Source organism: Yersinia hibernica, assembly GCF_004124235.1.
Lineage (GTDB): Bacteria > Pseudomonadota > Gammaproteobacteria > Enterobacterales > Enterobacteriaceae > Yersinia > Yersinia hibernica.
This window is the reverse complement of the sequence record NZ_CP032487.1, coordinates 4663514-4678797: the sequence shown is the minus strand read 5'-3', so window position 1 is coordinate 4678797 and position 15284 is coordinate 4663514. Positions and strand designations below refer to the sequence as shown.

Sequence of the window (15284 nt, the reverse complement as noted above, 5' to 3'; positions counted from 1 at the left end):
TGCTCTTTGTCCTTGAAACCGCAGGAATAACTGCTGCGGCTTCAAGGGCTTTAAGTCTCATCAGGCCATTTGCCGCCAATCACTTTATTTCCTGAAATGCCAATTCAATCTCTTCAGCTAAAATCGCCACACCTTTTTCGATATCCTCCGGTGCCGGGACATAATTCATCCGCATGCACTGATGGGTATGTGGCCAATCATATTCCAGACCTGGGAAGAAATAGTGGCCCGGTACCATCAATACGCCGCGTTTTTTCAGACGCTGATAGAGCAACTCGGTGCTGATTGGCAAATCTTTAAACCATAGCCACAGGAATATCGCCCCTTCCGGCTTGTGGATTAGGCAGCGTTCTGGCGGCAAGTATTTGCGCAGGATGGCAATAGTTTGCTGCACCCGCTCAAAATAGAATGGCCGAATGACCTCATTGGATAACCGCAACAAATCACCGCGCTCAATCATTTCGGCGGCAATAGCCGGCCCCATGCTGCCCGGTGACAGGCTGATAATGCCATTCATATTGGTTATCGCCGAAATCACTTTCTCATCGGCTATCACAATCCCGCAGCGCGAACCCGGCAGGCCGAGTTTCGACAAACTCATGCACAGAATGATATTCGGGTTCCACAGTGGGGTCGCGTCAGAAAAGATAATGCCGGGGAATGGCACGCCATAAGCATTATCAATCAATAGCGGAATATCGCGTTGCTGAGCAATAGCATCGAGGCGAATTAACTCCTCGTCAGTAATCACATTCCCAGTCGGATTTGTCGGCCGAGACACACATATTAGGCCAATATCGTCAGTAATATTGAGGTGCTCGAAGTCGACGTGATACTTGAATTGCCCTGCTGGCAGCAACTCAATATTGGGCTTGGCGGAGACGAATAAATCCTCGTCCAGACCGGCGTCGGCATAACCGAGATACTCTGGCGCCAGCGGGAATAGCACCCGGCGGCGATTGCCATCGGCATAGCGGCCAGCGAATAAATTAAATAAGTAGAAAAATGCGCTTTGACTGCCATTTGTCAGTGCAATGTTCTGTGGCTCAATTTGCCAACCCAGCTCATCACGCAGCATTTTGGCCAGCGCTTTTAGCAGCAAATCTTTACCTTGTGGCCCATCGTAATTGCACAATGCCTCGGTCAATTGCCCGCGTTCCAGCATGTCCTGACACAGTTGTTGGAAATAAGCATCCATCTCGGGAATATGCGCCGGATTACCCCCGCCAAGCATGATAGAACCTGGGGTTCTCAGGCCATCATTAAGGTCGTCCATGAGCCTAGTAATACCCGCGTAGCGTGTGAATTTGTCGCCGAAAAGTGAGAACTTCATAAATGAAAATTTATTGTTATCCGTAAGTAAACGACTACCATACTCGCAGATAAAAACGGACGCAATGTGGAAATATTTCTTCCTGCCGCGTGAAAATATCGGCAGGGGTTGTTATTGCAAAATAATAAGCTGATTTACTCTTTTGGGTCCCCAACCCACACCACGAGCACTTTATCGCCCTGATGTTGGCGGCTAAAAGCATAGTAATCAGCAGTTTGTTGCGATTTTTGCTCGCCTGCGCCAATTGCCGGATGGCGGGCACGGAACTGGCTGACTTTTTGCCAGTGCGCCAACAGCGCGCCTTTTTCACCTGCCAGTTCATGCCAATTCATATCCGAGCGCGTTCCTTGCAAGGGATCGGAGCCAGTGGGGCCGAATTCTCGCCCGCTTTCATCGCCATAGAAAATCTGCACTGCCCCCGGGGCCAGTAGCAGCAGATCGCCCGCACGTTGCTGTTTTGTCAGTGATTGTTGGGCATCATCTTTAAAAAACAGCCGGGTATCATGAGATGAAATGTAGCTCAATACATTGAAATTTTGCAGTTTATCAGCCATTTGTTGATAAGTGCCGTCAATGGATGAGAAACAAGTCAGTGCCTGTTTAGCTTGATCCTGAAAATCAAAATTAATCATGGCGTCGAAGCCATTTTGGTAATAATCACTCTTCATCACCCCATGCCCCCAAGCTTCCCCGGTCATCCAGAATGGCAAATCATCCAGAGCTTGATTAGGGTGAGCGGCTTTCCAGGCCGCCAGGGCCGCAGTGCTTTGTTGCTTAAGTTGTTGCCAGGCCGGCTTTTCCACATGCTTGGCGGTATCAACCCGAAAACCATCAATACCGTAATCGCGAACCCATTGGCTTAACCAATGAGTGAGGTAATCACGCGGTGTGGCACCGGCAATTTCGCGCGCCGCGGTATCCGGTTTGTGGCGATAAAACACGGGGAGCCCGCTGGGGTGAGTCGATTCTGTTTTGATGTCCGGGAGGAATGCCAGCGACATGGTGAGATCGTCATAGCCGGGGGCGTCATAATCGCCAATATCCGTGCGGATCCAGTTTTTACCCCACCAGTTTTCCCAAGCTGATTTATCACTGAAATTGATATAATCATTAAAACTATGCCAATTTTGCCCTTTACCCGGGGCCCAGTCAGTCCAGTTTTTGCCCAGTGTTTTTTCTAATTGGTCACCTTGTAGATACAGCGCCCCGAATTGGTAATTCTGCATATCTGCCAGAGTGGCATATCCCACATGATTCATTACCACATCAAATAGAATACGGATGCCGCGTTTATGGGCTTGGTCAACCAGGTTATGCAAGTCTTGCTCGGTGCCCATATTGGCATCCAGACGTGACCAATCAAGTCCATAATAACCATGATAAGCATAATGGGGAAAATCCCCCTGAGTGCCGCCACCCACCCAGCCATGAATTTGCTCCAGCGGGGAGCTTATCCAGAGCGCATTGACGCCAAGCTGTTGGAGATAATCAAGTTTTTTTGTTAGCCCGGCCAGGTCGCCGCCGTGGAAAGTGCCAATTTCTTGCAGGCCATCAGCATGACGGCCGTAGCTGTGGTCATTGTCTGGATTGCCATTTTTAAAGCGGTCAGTCAGTGCAAAATACACCGTGGCATTTTGCCAGCTGAAAGGCGCTGCTTGCTGGGTTTGCGCCGATTCTAGCAGGAGCAAACCGCCACTCGCGGGGCTGGGCTGCAATGTGATTTTACCGAGGGAAACTTTCGCCGTTTGGCCGGAGTAGAAATCCCGCACCATTTCGCCTTCAGCAAAAGTGTTACTGACATCAATCCTCACCGGCTTGCCATCCCAGCGCTGGCAACTGTGCGCCACAACTTTGACAGCTTCCGCCACCGGCGATTTGATGCTCAGAGTGAGTGTGGGTGTGCCGCTGCGGGTATCAATACGCACCTGATATTGGCCATCGCGGAACAATCGCCATTGGATTTCGGCCTGATTTTGGCAGGGTTGCAGTGAAAATGTCTGATTCAACTTGACTGGCCCAGTGGGCTGCCAGCATTGCTTATCTTGATAAAATTTAAGCAAATATTCCCCTTTGGTCAGCTCACTGCTGCTCAGGAAAACTCCGCTATCTTGTTCAGTAAAAGCCGGGAAATGGGGCAGTGACCAGTTCGCCATTGCTGCGGGCGGCATGATGAGCAGCAAAGGGAGCATTAAAGATTTCATGGCGCATCTTCCTTGGGTCTGAGAATTGATTCGAATTTTATGCATCTCAGCGTGCCAGAAGGTGAAAAAATCGCCTCATCCCTGGGCTATTTTTAGCGGGAGGAGGCCTGCGGAGGAGGGGAATTTGGCCTGCAAGCAGGCCAATGGGATGATGGCCGTGTTTATGCTGGCTTCAACACTTGCGGGTTGACGCAGTTTTCTGTCACTGTGCCGGTCAGTGCGGCAATCAGGTTATCGACGGCGCAGGCGGCCATGTTATAACGCGTTTCATGAGTTGCAGAGCCGATATGTGGAACCGCAACGACTTGACGTAATTTGAGCAATGGCGAATCTAGCGGCAGAGGTTCTTGCTCAAAGACATCCAGCCCCGCGCCATGAATGGTGCCATCTTGCAGTGCGGCAATCAGCGCCTGCTCATCCACCACCGGCCCTCGGCCCGCGTTTATCAAGATTGCGCTGGATTTCATTTTCGCCAGTTGTTCACGGCTAATCATATGGTAAGTTTGCTCGGTCATCGGCAGAGTGATGCAGAGGAAATCCACTTCAGCCAGTAAAGTATCTAATGAGCAGCGGCGAGCGCCAAAACGGTTTTCAGCTTCTTCATGTGGGCGGCGGCTGGTGTACAGCACGGGCATATTGAAGCCGAAATGTGCGCGCTGGGCCAGCGCCATCCCAATGCGGCCCATACCAAGAATACCGATAGTTTTGTGATGAACATCTACCCCAAACCAGTCATCACCAATACTTTCTTGCCATTCGCCCGCTTTCACGCGCTCAGCCAGCTCTACCACCCGGCGCGCGGTGGCCAGCACCAGGGCCATCATGGTGTCTGCCACGGTCTCGGTCAGTACCGTTGGCGTGTGCATCAACACAATGCCGCGCTGATTCAGGGCATCGACAGCAAAATTGTCATAACCGACAGAAATGGTTGAGGCGGCCCGCAGGTGCGGCGTTAATGACAAAAAATTCTGATCAATTTTACCGCCCGCGCCGATTAGCCCCTCGGCCTTTTGCAGGGCGGCTAATAATTCGGGCTGATTATCCGGGGTTAAACCGTCAAAACTGTTTACGGTGAAATGTTGCGCTAAACGCTGATGCAGATCGGGGGGAATACTTTTGTACAGCACGATAGAGGGTTTCATCACAAACTCCGTTAGCTAACGACAAAAGAGATTTAGAATCAGCATACCAGCGACCAGTACAACAGGATCAAGTGATAATCATCCTTATAATGTTACGGCTCATGAAAAAATCGACCTGCGCTGGCAGGCCGATTGCTGCGATTTAGGGAGTTTCGCTGTGGGCGGGGTTTGGCACTGAATAAGGGGGTGAGGGAATCTTGGCACAGCGTAGCGCAGTGATAATGGCCAGCGCTGGCGCAATGGCGAACAGAGTAAACAGCCAGTGAGCGGTATTTTCCGCCCCCATGACCCCACCGGGGATATTGAGGCCAGAAAGGTTAGCCACCATACCCGCCATCGCGGCACCCACGGCGGTAGCAAACATTTGTACTGTGGTTATCGAAGCCCCGGCGATATCTTTATCTTCCTCTGCGGCCACTTGCAAAATCCGGGTCAGTAAGTGTGGCCAGCCAAAACCAATACCAAAACCGACCAGCGTCAGTGCAATGGCGATGGGGGCCATATGTTGCCAGCTTCCCTGTGAGCCGGTTGGCATCAGAATAGACAGGGCAACTAAGCCCACCAATACAATAATTGGGCCGCTGATAATCGCCAAACGCACGCCAGATTTTTTCCAACCAGCACTCATGACCTCAGAAAGTGTCCAGCCCGCCGCCATGGTGGCGGCAATATAGCCTGAAATCAGTGGAGACTGACCATGCAGAGTTTGTAGGAAATACGGCACGAAAATTTCACAGGTAATGCCGATCGCCAGCAATAAGACGGTGAGGTACAGCGCCGCTAAAGGCGAATTAAGGCGCAAAGCCCCCTGTGGCAGCAAGCGGATGCTGGCGCGGGATTCTATGCGCAATAATAGCAACAGCAATAGTATCGCCACCGCCATGCCAATCATGTTAATCAAGCCGCTATTGGCAATGCTGCTGGCTGAAATGGTGAGCACAATCGCGGTTAATAACACTAATTGCGTGATTGGCAACACTGACGCCGCAGTATTGGCTGATTTTCCCGCAGGCAGAATGCGCCAGGTGAAAATGGCATAAATCAGGGTAATGGGCAGTAATGTCCAGAAAGCAAAACGCCAGGCATTCATTTCAGCAAATATGCCGCCAATAGCTGGGCCAATCAGGGTCGCAACCCCCCACATCCCAGAAATTAGCGCCATAGCTCGCGGCCATAATGATTGTGGAAATACCAGATTAATCATGGCGTAAGAGAGGGCAAACAGGAAGCCGCCCCCCAAGCCTTGCACTGTGCGGCCCACCAGCATCAGGGGCATGTTGGGTGCCATAGCACACAAGGCACTGCCCAACATAAAGGTCAATGAAGCTAACAGATAAGCACTGCGCGGGCCGTAGCCACTGAGCAAGCGCGCCGAAAGCGCGGAGCCGAGAATGGATGCTGTGACGAACAGAGTGGTATTCCAGGCATAGAGACTCAGGCCATTAATCTCCAGCACGACGGACGGTAAAATGGTCGTGGCGATATAGATATTGATGGCGTGCAACACCACCCCACCCGACAGGGCTATAGCAAAAGCCGCATTTTTGCCGGAGAACAAATCACTCCATCGGCTTGCATCATTCATTATCACGTTTTTTATCCTGCCAAAAATCTGGTTATTGAGTTGGTTTAACTGTTACGTTAAAGTTAAACAAGTTAATTCTTGGAATAACTTAGGCCAGTCACTGATAATAAGTCAAGCATATGCTTGTAAAATGTTATGCTGGCAATCAAACATCAAAATTGCACCAATGATGCTGGGAAAGATATGAATATTGATCATTCAACCAGTCAGCCGCAGTCTGTTGCTGAACGCCTGCTACTGTTGCTGAAGACTCGCGGCCCATTGCAGGCCACTGATGCAGGAAAAATCCTCGGCACCACTGGGGAAGCAGCACGCCAACAATTTGTAAAGTTAGCCAAAGATGGGCTGGTGGTGGCGTTCGCGCAGGCAAAAGGTGTTGGGCGGCCTATTCAACTTTGGCAACTTACTGAAGCTGGAAATGCGCGCTTTCCCGATGCCCATGGCGAGTTAACGGTACAGTTATTGCGAATGGTGCGAAGCAAATTAGGCGAAGAAGCCCTTAATTTACTGATAGATACCCGTGAGCAGGAAACTCGTGAGCAATATTGCCTGGCAATGCAAGGTGCCGATAATATTGGTGACCGGGTGGCCCGGCTGGTGGCGATTCGCTCTCAGGAGGGTTATATGGCTGAGTGCCAAACTCAGGCCGATGGTTCGATATTACTGATTGAAAACCATTGTCCTATTTGCGCGGCGGCAACTAGCTGCCAGGGATTTTGTCGTGCGGAATTAGATGTTTTCCGTGAGGTATTACAAGCACCGGTTGAGCGAACTGAGCATATACTCTCGGGTTCACGCCGCTGTGTATATCGCGTTGCTGTCGAATAAGAATAAGGAATAACCCTGTGCCAGTATGAATACCGACACAGGGTGGATTTAGAGTTCATCTTTATGTAGGAAACCCAGCTTTTTTTTCACAATTGCTGAGGGCTGTGAAATAACCTGGGAGCTGAGGGTTTTTTTACCTTTTTCTTTTAGATATCGAGCTAACTCTCTGACTGCTGCGGTTCCTGCACCTCGAACACTGCCATTTTCATGAGGATTTAATACATACTGTGGGTGAGTAACAGAGAAATTAATATAGCTATCCTCATTATTGGCGTCATTTAATGAGGCTAACACACTCACAATTTTCCCCTTGAGTTTAACAACGACAAATTGATAGTCAGCAGAGTTGTCCGTTAACATGTGATACAGCATATTACTGGTTATTCTGGCGGCATAGATTGTCCGGTCGTGGCTCGTTAATGGTGTGCTGTTATTATCTGCTTGATATTCAACTTGATTGTAAAATATCCGCCAATCATTAATCACCTCAACTATCTCCTCCGTTAAATTTGTGGCGATATGCTGATCGCCACCAGGAATAACGGTAATTTCAAAATACACACCTTCTGGTCTAATCCATTCGTTGTTATCCCTAATAAGCGGGGATGGTGGCTCTGTTGGGTGAATATAGGTTGCTAAAGGTAATACATAATCTCCTAATGGGAGGCTTTGCGCTGCTTGGGGAGTGGCAAAAGTTTCTTGGTTTTCATTATGTATAAAATAGCGGGCATAATTTAATAATGCATAATTGAAAGCTTCCTCCAACATGGTGGTCAATGGGGCAAATCCCAAATCAGATATGGCTGTCTGCACTCTTTCGACCAATCTGGATTCTGTTACTTGGTCAGATACCGCATAACCAGTCGTGCCATGATCCCTAATATTCTGTAGAACTTGGCTTAAATGTTCGGTTGTCCAAGTCAATAAATTTTCGCCAAAAAGGAATGTAAAATCAGCCAGTAGAATAGACAGCCTAGACCCACATCGTATTCCTGTCTGACGGGGATAGCGGGCGGAGAGGATTTCCCCTATCGAGGTTTTACAGGTTTTTGCCGCAGCTGGTAACGTAACCGCCTGATTATGTAGGTGAGTATCGAGGCGTGTTAAAACTAACATGGCGGGTTCTGGTTTAGCTAATGACGTGCTGGTGGTCTGTTTTACTGGCGGAAGGGGCTTTGCTGAACCGGCCACGACTAATGTTTTCCCCTCGCCATCGTGGTGAGAGAATTCATCCGCCCCAACCAGTTTATCAAGTTGATTACAGTGCCCCTGAATCACCAAATTATAAATGGCCAGCAGCGGGATACCAACACAGCCAGCTATTCCTAAAACTCCGCGTTTATCACGATGAGAGTGCTTATTTATTGCCATAATGATTTTATTCACCATCAATAACGGGGTGTTTTCTGGCATATTTCCTTGGTCATTATCAGGAATGCCATTAGCGATGTATAAATCAGTTAAATATTCTGATGAATATCGAGTGTTAATCCAAAGTGGGGTATTAAGTGGGGCCGTTCCTTTGGCTTCAATATATTGAAATCCCAGTTGTTTCCCATTTAAATTAAATAATAAAGAGATATTATCAGCAATTTCACTTATCCTGATATTAAATGGTTCACTTTTATCTTCAGCATAGAAAAATAGATCTTTACCAGCCACAATGATTTGTGGATAATGAATAAACCCCACACCAAAATTGCTATCGTTATTAATGTCGATATTCATTAATATAAATTTATTTGTTTCACCAAATTCTGAATCGTATTTTCCCAGTAAATTATTTAATTCTATTTTATTTTCTTTAATCACCACGCAATCTTGAGTGCAAAAACCGGGGGAATTGAAAGTTTTAATCGCGCTAATCTGGCCGACCATGTCCATTTTTTTTAACCATGTCAGGTCAACGGACTCGGTGAGATTATAGTGGGGAGCGTTAAAATTATCATTTTTATAAATAGTGACCTGTACATTCTTTGGGATTTTAATGGAAGATATTTTGTCATTGAGATGGTTATCTTTGATATTATAAAGATCAATTTCTTCCGGCACCGTCAGACAAAAAGACTCACCTTGGAAATTATCTTCGACGTAGAAACAAACCGGTGTTGATGATTTTGGCTGGGAATATAGTGTTTCCCCTATAGACTCATCCACATTAAAATTCAATAAATTATTTTTGACATGTGTAGAGTACATAACTTTATCAGCAGCGTTTATTGGGGCTGCGGTTGTATTGTTGTCTATGAGTGGGGTGGCATAGTCAAATGATGTGACTAACTCAGAATACACCAAGGGTGAAGATGTTAGGCAGAAGAGGAATAAGAGTAAATTATATTTTTTACACATAATGGCCTCGCATATATCATTGGGTGGAATTTAAATTTTATAAACTCAATTGCCACTATAGAGAATAGAGATTAAATAAGTCATTTAATTTTCTTTCTATTTGTTTTTTATTCTTTTTATAGAATGGAAATATATTTTATGTGATGGGGGTAATATGAATTATTGGCGGGGTTTTATATTTATGGTCGTTGCCAGTGCATGGTTAAAATAATGCTTTTAGTTTCCGCATTGTGGTCTAGATCAGTAACAATAAAACCTTGTTTACGATAAAAGTGATAAGCCCGGTGGTTTTGTTGATAAACCTCCAGAGTTAGCGCGTTATAGTGCTGCTGAATATAATTCATCAGTATTTTGCCAACTCCTTTGCCGTAATAGGATTGGTCAACAAATAGCGCGCCTACCAGTTGTTCTTCGAGGACACTAATAAATCCAGCGATGGTGTTTTCGCCATCAACGGCTTGCGGGTGAACATCTTGTGGTAAATATACCCAAGTACGCGCCGCGGGAAGATAGGTATTTCGTACTAATGCGGCGCTCTCGTGCCAATATTGCTCGGCAATAAAAGGGTGTGCTGCAATTGTACTGGTCAGCCACAATTGCATCAAAGACTCGAGATCGTCAGGTTGGTAAGCTCTTATCATTTTACCGTATTATCCGGATGACAAAAACAGCTCGCCAGATGGTCGTTCACCAGGCCACTGGCCTGCATAAATGCATAGCAAATAGTGGAGCCGATAAACTTAAAACCACGTTTTTTGAGGGCTTTTGACATGGCATCGGAAATTGGCGTGGTCGCGGGCGACTCCGCTAAACACCACCAATGATTAATTTTTGGCTCACCGTCGACAAAGCTCCAGATAAAATGCGAAAAATCTTCGCCGCTGGCTTCCATGGCCAGATAGGCTTGGGCATTGGTAATAATGGCCTGAATTTTACCGCGATGGCGGATAATACCGCTGTCCAACATCAGTTTTTCTACTTCTTCTGGCCCCATTTTCGCCACCCGTATGGGATCAAAATGATAGAAACATTGGCGATAGTGTTCACGTTTTTTCAGCACGGTTATCCAGGAAAGTCCGGCTTGTTGCCCTTCGAGACACAGCATCTCAAACAGCGCCTGATTATTTCTCTGCGGAATGCCCCATTCGTTATCGTGATAAGCGATATAGAGTGGATCTGATGTGACCCAGCCACAGCGTTCTATAGCCATCTGACGTATTCCTCTATCTGACCCATGGCTGGGGATAATCGCTGTTCGGGCGATGATAAGCAACCTACACATTTTATATTTGCTGAGAGGTTTGACGCAATAAGTTATAGAGCGATAATTAACCTCTAGCAGCATTAATTGCTGCTATTCGTTACTTGTTTAATAATATATGAGTAAATTTATGAATTTAAAGCAAAATAAACTAAAAAAGCCCTTGATAGGTATATTCGGCTTGGGGGTTTTTCTTGGTTGTATCCACACCGCCACGGCGTTTCAGTTGGGCGAGAAACCCATTTGCTGTGGCTCCTGTATTTATCAATGCAATTTTAAAGGGCCAAGTACAAGTAAGGGTTATGCCAATCATGTGGATAAGCGGCCCATTTTATCTTCTCAGCAAGGTAGACGCCGCCAGCAAGCGGTGGCTCTGTCCGCCATAGCTCCGCCGATATACTGGCGTTGTTGGTTTGGTTGTCGACGGCCTTGAATAATATAAGGTGGTAGCAATGGCACTGAGAGCTTATGTCGTAAAGCAATATCCGGCCGTATCTAAAAATAGGCTTGTTTTTCTTTTCAGATACGGCCCTTCTCCTTCAGTTTCCGCTATTTTTTGCAAAATTAATCAATAAATTCACCCCGATCCTGACATCTTGCTGGATTCTGGCTGTATATCTTACGGTCAACGGGTATACTGACCCATTCCATTTTAATCCACTTGTATCGCGTGCGAATCCAACATGCAAAAGTTTGATACCAAGACCTTTCAGGGCCTGATCCTGACGTTACAGGACTATTGGGCGCGCCAAGGCTGCACCATTGTTCAACCACTGGACATGGAAGTCGGCGCGGGTACTTCCCACCCCATGACCTGCCTGCGCGCGCTTGGCCCAGAGCCAATCGCTGCCGCTTATGTACAACCCTCGCGCCGCCCGACCGATGGTCGCTACGGTGAGAACCCGAACCGCCTGCAACACTATTATCAGTTCCAGGTGATTATTAAGCCCTCGCCCGACAACATTCAGGAACTGTATTTAGGTTCATTGAAAGAATTGGGCCTGGACACGATGATTCATGACATCCGCTTTGTCGAAGATAACTGGGAGAACCCAACATTGGGTGCCTGGGGGCTGGGCTGGGAAGTGTGGCTCAACGGCATGGAAGTGACTCAGTTCACTTACTTCCAGCAAGTGGGGGGCTTGGAATGTAAGCCAGTCACCGGCGAGATAACCTATGGGCTGGAACGTTTGGCAATGTACATTCAGGGTGTAGACAGTGTCTATGACCTGATTTGGTGCGATGGCCCACTGGGTAAAACCACCTACGGCGATATTTATCATCAAAATGAAGTGGAGCAATCCACCTATAACTTTGAATACGCCGATGTGGACTTCCTGTTCTCCTGCTTTGAACAGTATGAGAAAGAAGCTCAGTCACTGCTGGCGCTGGAAGTTCCGCTACCGTTGCCCGCTTATGAACGTATTCTGAAAGCGGGCCACACATTTAATCTGCTTGACGCCCGTAAAGCCATCTCGGTGACTGAGCGTCAGCGCTATATTCTGCGCATTCGTACGCTGACCAAAGCGGTCGCCGAGGCTTATTATGCCTCCCGCGAGGCATTGGGCTTCCCTATGTGCAAAAAGAATCAGAACTAAGAGGCTGTCATGACTCAACAGACTTTCCTGGTGGAAATCGGCACGGAAGAGTTGCCGCCGAAGGCTCTTCGTTCTCTGGCCGAATCTTTTGCTGCCAATTTTACGGCTGAACTTGATAGCGCCAATTTGCCTCATGGCGAGGTTATTTGGTATGCCGCCCCGCGCCGTTTAGCGTTAAAAGTGATTAATTTAAGTGCTGCTCAGGCTGATCGTGAAGTCGAAAAACGTGGCCCGGCAATCGCCCAAGCATTTGATGCGGAAGGTAAACCAAGCAAAGCCGCCGAAGGTTGGGCGCGGGGCTGTGGTATTACTGTGGATCAAGCAGAACGTCTGGTCACTGACAAAGGCGAATGGCTGCTGTATCGCGCTCACGTAACAGGGCAATCCGCACAATTATTGCTGACGGGGATGGTAAATACCGCCCTGAGCAAACTGCCGATTCCTAAACTAATGCGTTGGGGTGATAAAGAAACCCAATTCGTTCGCCCGGTTCATACCGTGACCATGTTGCTAGGTTCTGAAGTTATTCCTGGCACTGTATTGGGTATCGAGTCAGGCCGCGTTATCCGTGGTCACCGCTTTATGGGGGAAGCTGAATTCACTCTCGATAATGCGGATCAATACCCGGAAGTGTTGCTGGAGCGCGGCAAAGTTATCGCTGATTATGAATTACGCAAAGCTATCATTAAGCGTGATGCTGAATTGGCCGCACAGAAAATTGGCGGTGTGGCAGATCTGAGTGAAAGCTTGCTGGAAGAGGTGGCGTCACTGGTTGAATGGCCGGTGGTGTTGACCGCCAAGTTTGAAGAGAAATTCCTGGCTGTTCCTGCACAAGCGCTGGTGTACACCATGAAAGGTGACCAGAAGTATTTCCCGGTTTACGACAAGGCCGGTAACTTGCTGCCACACTTTATTTTTGTGGCCAACATTGAATCGAAAGATCCTCAGCAGATTATTTCGGGTAATGAGAAAGTGGTGCGCCCGCGTCTGGCGGATGCTGAATTCTTCTTTAATACTGACCGTAAAAAACGGCTGGAAGATAATTTACCGCGTCTGGAAACCGTGTTGTTCCAGCAGCAACTGGGCACTCTGCGCGATAAAACTGATCGTATCCAAGCACTGGCCGGTTGGGTTGCGGCGCAAATTGGCGCGGATGTTAACCATGCAACACGTGCGGGTTTACTGTCCAAGTGTGACCTGATGACCAATATGGTGTTCGAATTCACTGACACTCAAGGTGTGATGGGGATGCACTACGCCCGTCATGACGGTGAAGCTGAAGACGTTGCTGTCGCACTGAATGAGCAATATCAGCCGCGTTTTGCCGGTGACAATTTGCCGTCAAATCCGGTGGCGTGTGCATTGGCGATTGCCGATAAAATGGACACATTGGCCGGTATTTTCGGTATCGGGCAACATCCGAAAGGCGATAAAGACCCATTCGCTCTGCGCCGCGCGGCGTTGGGTGTATTGCGTATTATTGTTGAGAAGAATTTGCCGCTGGATCTGCAAACGCTGACTGAAGAGGCCGTGCGCCTGTATGGCAGTAAGCTGACCAACACCAAAGTGGTCGATGAAGTGATTGAGTTTATGCTGGGCCGTTTCCGTGCTTGGTATCAGGATGAAGGTCATAGCGTCGATACCATTCAGGCAGTTCTGGCGCGCCGGCCCACCAAACCGGCTGATTTTGATGCTCGGGTGAAGGCGGTGACCTATTTCCGTACTCTGGATGCCGCTACAGCACTGGCCGCTGCCAACAAACGGGTGTCGAATATTCTGGCCAAATCTACTGATAAGCTGAGTGACCATGTTCGTGCTTCCGTGTTGAAAGAACCTGCTGAGCTGAAACTGGCCACTCATTTGGTGGTGCTGCGCGATAAACTGGAGCCGGTGTTTGCTGCTGGCCAATACCAAGAAGCATTGGTTCAGTTGGCGGCTCTGCGGGAAACGGTCGATGAGTTCTTTGACAGTGTAATGGTGATGGACGCAGACGATGCCGTGCGGGTTAACCGCCTGACATTGTTGAGCAAGTTACGCGAGCTGTTCTTGCAGGTTGCTGATATTTCGCTGTTGCAGTAATCCTGTACTCAGCTAATCACAGGGGAGCGTTTATCGCTCCCCTTAGCTATTCTTATTAGTGGATATGAGTGATAAGAATAGAATTTTGTGAAGATAAGTACTTATTACAGGAGTAGTTTCACATGACTTTTGCACTGAATACGACCCGATATTCACGTTGGTTGGCGCCATTCCTGGCGTTACTGGTGGTGTTCCAATTGACTGCCTGCGGGGATAAAGAGCCAGAACAACGTAAGGCTTTTATTGATTATCTGCAAAACACCGTGATGCGCAGTGGGATGAAACTGCCGACATTGAGTGAAGATCAAAAGCAGAAGTTTGGCCCTTATGTCAGCGATTACGCGATTTTAGTCACTTTTTCACAGCAACTGAGTAAATCTGTAGATGCCAGCCTGACGCCCGCTATTGCACAAATCAATGAGATTCGTGTCGCGCAGGATTATCTCAATAAGCGCGATGCATTACAGCAGTCCGCGGGCGCTTTAAACCTGTTGGTGCAACAGATTCGCACTGCAAAAACACAAGCAGACACTGCTGTAGCTGCACTGAAACAGCCCGATGACCTGAAAGCCGTGTTTAATAAAGTCTTTGATAACGTGGTCACTCAGCCGACGAATGTGTTGACCCCGGCAGTTCCGGTGGTTTCTGCCTTTGTGCAGGATTTGGCGCAAGTGGGCGATTTCCTGCAACAGCAGGGCACCCAAGTCAGCTTTAATAATGGCGGCGTCCAATTCCAGACTGCGCAGCAAGCGGCACAATACAACGCGATGATGGCGAATCTGGTTGCTAAGTATCCGGCAATGATGGCGGCGCAGAAGAGCGTCATGAGTATCATGCAGTGATGAATTTAGTTTGTTGATTGGGCTTTGTCTGGATTTTTGCTCACTCAACCGCCGAAGGGTGCGGGC

Annotated in this window: 11 protein-coding genes; 4 read left to right on the top strand and 7 right to left on the bottom strand. The window is 48.1% G+C overall.

Going from position 1 to position 15284, the window contains the following annotated elements:
- Window positions 1–79: 79 nt before the first annotated feature.
- The 4 genes from D5F51_RS21845 to D5F51_RS21830 form a co-directional block, all read right to left on the bottom strand.
- The gene (locus tag D5F51_RS21845) at window positions 80–1333 is read right to left on the bottom strand and encodes a valine--pyruvate transaminase (protein WP_087769185.1); all 1254 of its coding nucleotides are present in this window, start codon (window positions 1331–1333) and stop codon (window positions 80–82) included.
- 134 nt (window positions 1334–1467) lie between these two features.
- Window positions 1468–3534 (bottom strand): alpha-amylase, encoded by a 2067-nt coding sequence (locus D5F51_RS21840; protein ID WP_129199046.1) that lies wholly within the window; start codon window positions 3532–3534, stop codon window positions 1468–1470.
- A 161-nt stretch (window positions 3535–3695) separates the two neighbouring features.
- Window positions 3696–4676, bottom strand: a complete 981-nt coding sequence (gene ghrB, locus D5F51_RS21835) for a glyoxylate/hydroxypyruvate reductase GhrB (protein WP_129199045.1) — start codon at window positions 4674–4676, stop codon at window positions 3696–3698.
- A 142-nt stretch (window positions 4677–4818) separates the two neighbouring features.
- The gene (locus D5F51_RS21830) at window positions 4819–6261 is read right to left on the bottom strand and encodes an MFS transporter (protein WP_162301876.1); all 1443 of its coding nucleotides are present in this window, start codon (window positions 6259–6261) and stop codon (window positions 4819–4821) included.
- A 183-nt stretch (window positions 6262–6444) separates the two neighbouring features.
- On the opposite strand from D5F51_RS21830, the gene D5F51_RS21825 reads away from it, so the two are divergent.
- Entirely contained in the window at window positions 6445–7089 is a 645-nt protein-coding gene (locus D5F51_RS21825; protein WP_025376442.1) for a helix-turn-helix transcriptional regulator, read from the top strand.
- 48 nt (window positions 7090–7137) lie between these two features.
- On the opposite strand, the gene D5F51_RS21820 is transcribed toward D5F51_RS21825, so the two are convergent.
- The 3 genes from D5F51_RS21820 to D5F51_RS21810 form a co-directional block, all read right to left on the bottom strand.
- A complete protein-coding gene (locus D5F51_RS21820; protein ID WP_129199546.1) occupies window positions 7138–9288 on the bottom strand; it encodes a beta/gamma crystallin domain-containing protein in 2151 nt (716 codons plus the stop codon).
- Window positions 9289–9617: 329 nt separating this feature from the next.
- Window positions 9618–10079 (bottom strand): N-acetyltransferase, encoded by a 462-nt coding sequence (locus tag D5F51_RS21815; RefSeq protein ID WP_025376443.1) that lies wholly within the window; start codon window positions 10077–10079, stop codon window positions 9618–9620.
- The gene (locus tag D5F51_RS21810; protein WP_129199042.1) at window positions 10076–10648 is read right to left on the bottom strand and encodes a DNA-3-methyladenine glycosylase I; all 573 of its coding nucleotides are present in this window, start codon (window positions 10646–10648) and stop codon (window positions 10076–10078) included. The genes D5F51_RS21815 and D5F51_RS21810 overlap by 4 nt, the downstream gene beginning before the upstream one ends.
- Before the next feature lie 734 nt (window positions 10649–11382).
- Between D5F51_RS21810 and glyQ the strand changes: the two genes are divergently transcribed.
- From glyQ to D5F51_RS21795, 3 genes are all read left to right on the top strand, one after another.
- Window positions 11383–12297 (top strand): glycine--tRNA ligase subunit alpha, encoded by a 915-nt coding sequence (glyQ, locus tag D5F51_RS21805; protein WP_025376445.1) that lies wholly within the window; start codon window positions 11383–11385, stop codon window positions 12295–12297.
- A 9-nt stretch (window positions 12298–12306) separates the two neighbouring features.
- Window positions 12307–14376 carry a glycine--tRNA ligase subunit beta gene (gene glyS, locus D5F51_RS21800; RefSeq protein WP_129199040.1) on the top strand — a complete coding sequence of 690 codons (2070 nt, stop codon included), beginning with the start codon at window positions 12307–12309 and terminating at the stop codon, window positions 14374–14376.
- A gap of 122 nt (window positions 14377–14498) precedes the next feature.
- Window positions 14499–15218, top strand: a complete 720-nt coding sequence (locus D5F51_RS21795) for a DUF3053 domain-containing protein (RefSeq protein WP_129199038.1) — start codon at window positions 14499–14501, stop codon at window positions 15216–15218.
- The last annotated feature ends 66 nt before the right edge of the window (window positions 15219–15284 follow it).

Excerpts from the sequence above, each read along its gene's own strand:
- D5F51_RS21845 (WP_087769185.1), bottom strand. The coding sequence starts at position 1,333 with ATGAAGTTCTCACTTTTCGGCGACAAATTCACACGCTACGCGGGTATT.
- D5F51_RS21840 (WP_129199046.1), bottom strand. The coding sequence starts at position 3,534 with ATGAAATCTTTAATGCTCCCTTTGCTGCTCATCATGCCGCCCGCAGCA.
- ghrB (WP_129199045.1), bottom strand. The coding sequence starts at position 4,676 with ATGAAACCCTCTATCGTGCTGTACAAAAGTATTCCCCCCGATCTGCAT.
- D5F51_RS21830 (WP_162301876.1), bottom strand. The coding sequence starts at position 6,261 with ATGAATGATGCAAGCCGATGGAGTGATTTGTTCTCCGGCAAAAATGCG.
- D5F51_RS21825 (WP_025376442.1), top strand. The coding sequence starts at position 6,445 with ATGAATATTGATCATTCAACCAGTCAGCCGCAGTCTGTTGCTGAACGC.
- D5F51_RS21820 (WP_129199546.1), bottom strand. The coding sequence starts at position 9,288 with ATGTACTCTACACATGTCAAAAATAATTTATTGAATTTTAATGTGGAT.
- D5F51_RS21815 (WP_025376443.1), bottom strand. The coding sequence starts at position 10,079 with ATGATAAGAGCTTACCAACCTGACGATCTCGAGTCTTTGATGCAATTG.
- D5F51_RS21810 (WP_129199042.1), bottom strand. The coding sequence starts at position 10,648 with ATGGCTATAGAACGCTGTGGCTGGGTCACATCAGATCCACTCTATATC.
- glyQ (WP_025376445.1), top strand. The coding sequence starts at position 11,383 with ATGCAAAAGTTTGATACCAAGACCTTTCAGGGCCTGATCCTGACGTTA.
- glyS (WP_129199040.1), top strand. The coding sequence starts at position 12,307 with ATGACTCAACAGACTTTCCTGGTGGAAATCGGCACGGAAGAGTTGCCG.
- D5F51_RS21795 (WP_129199038.1), top strand. The coding sequence starts at position 14,499 with ATGACTTTTGCACTGAATACGACCCGATATTCACGTTGGTTGGCGCCA.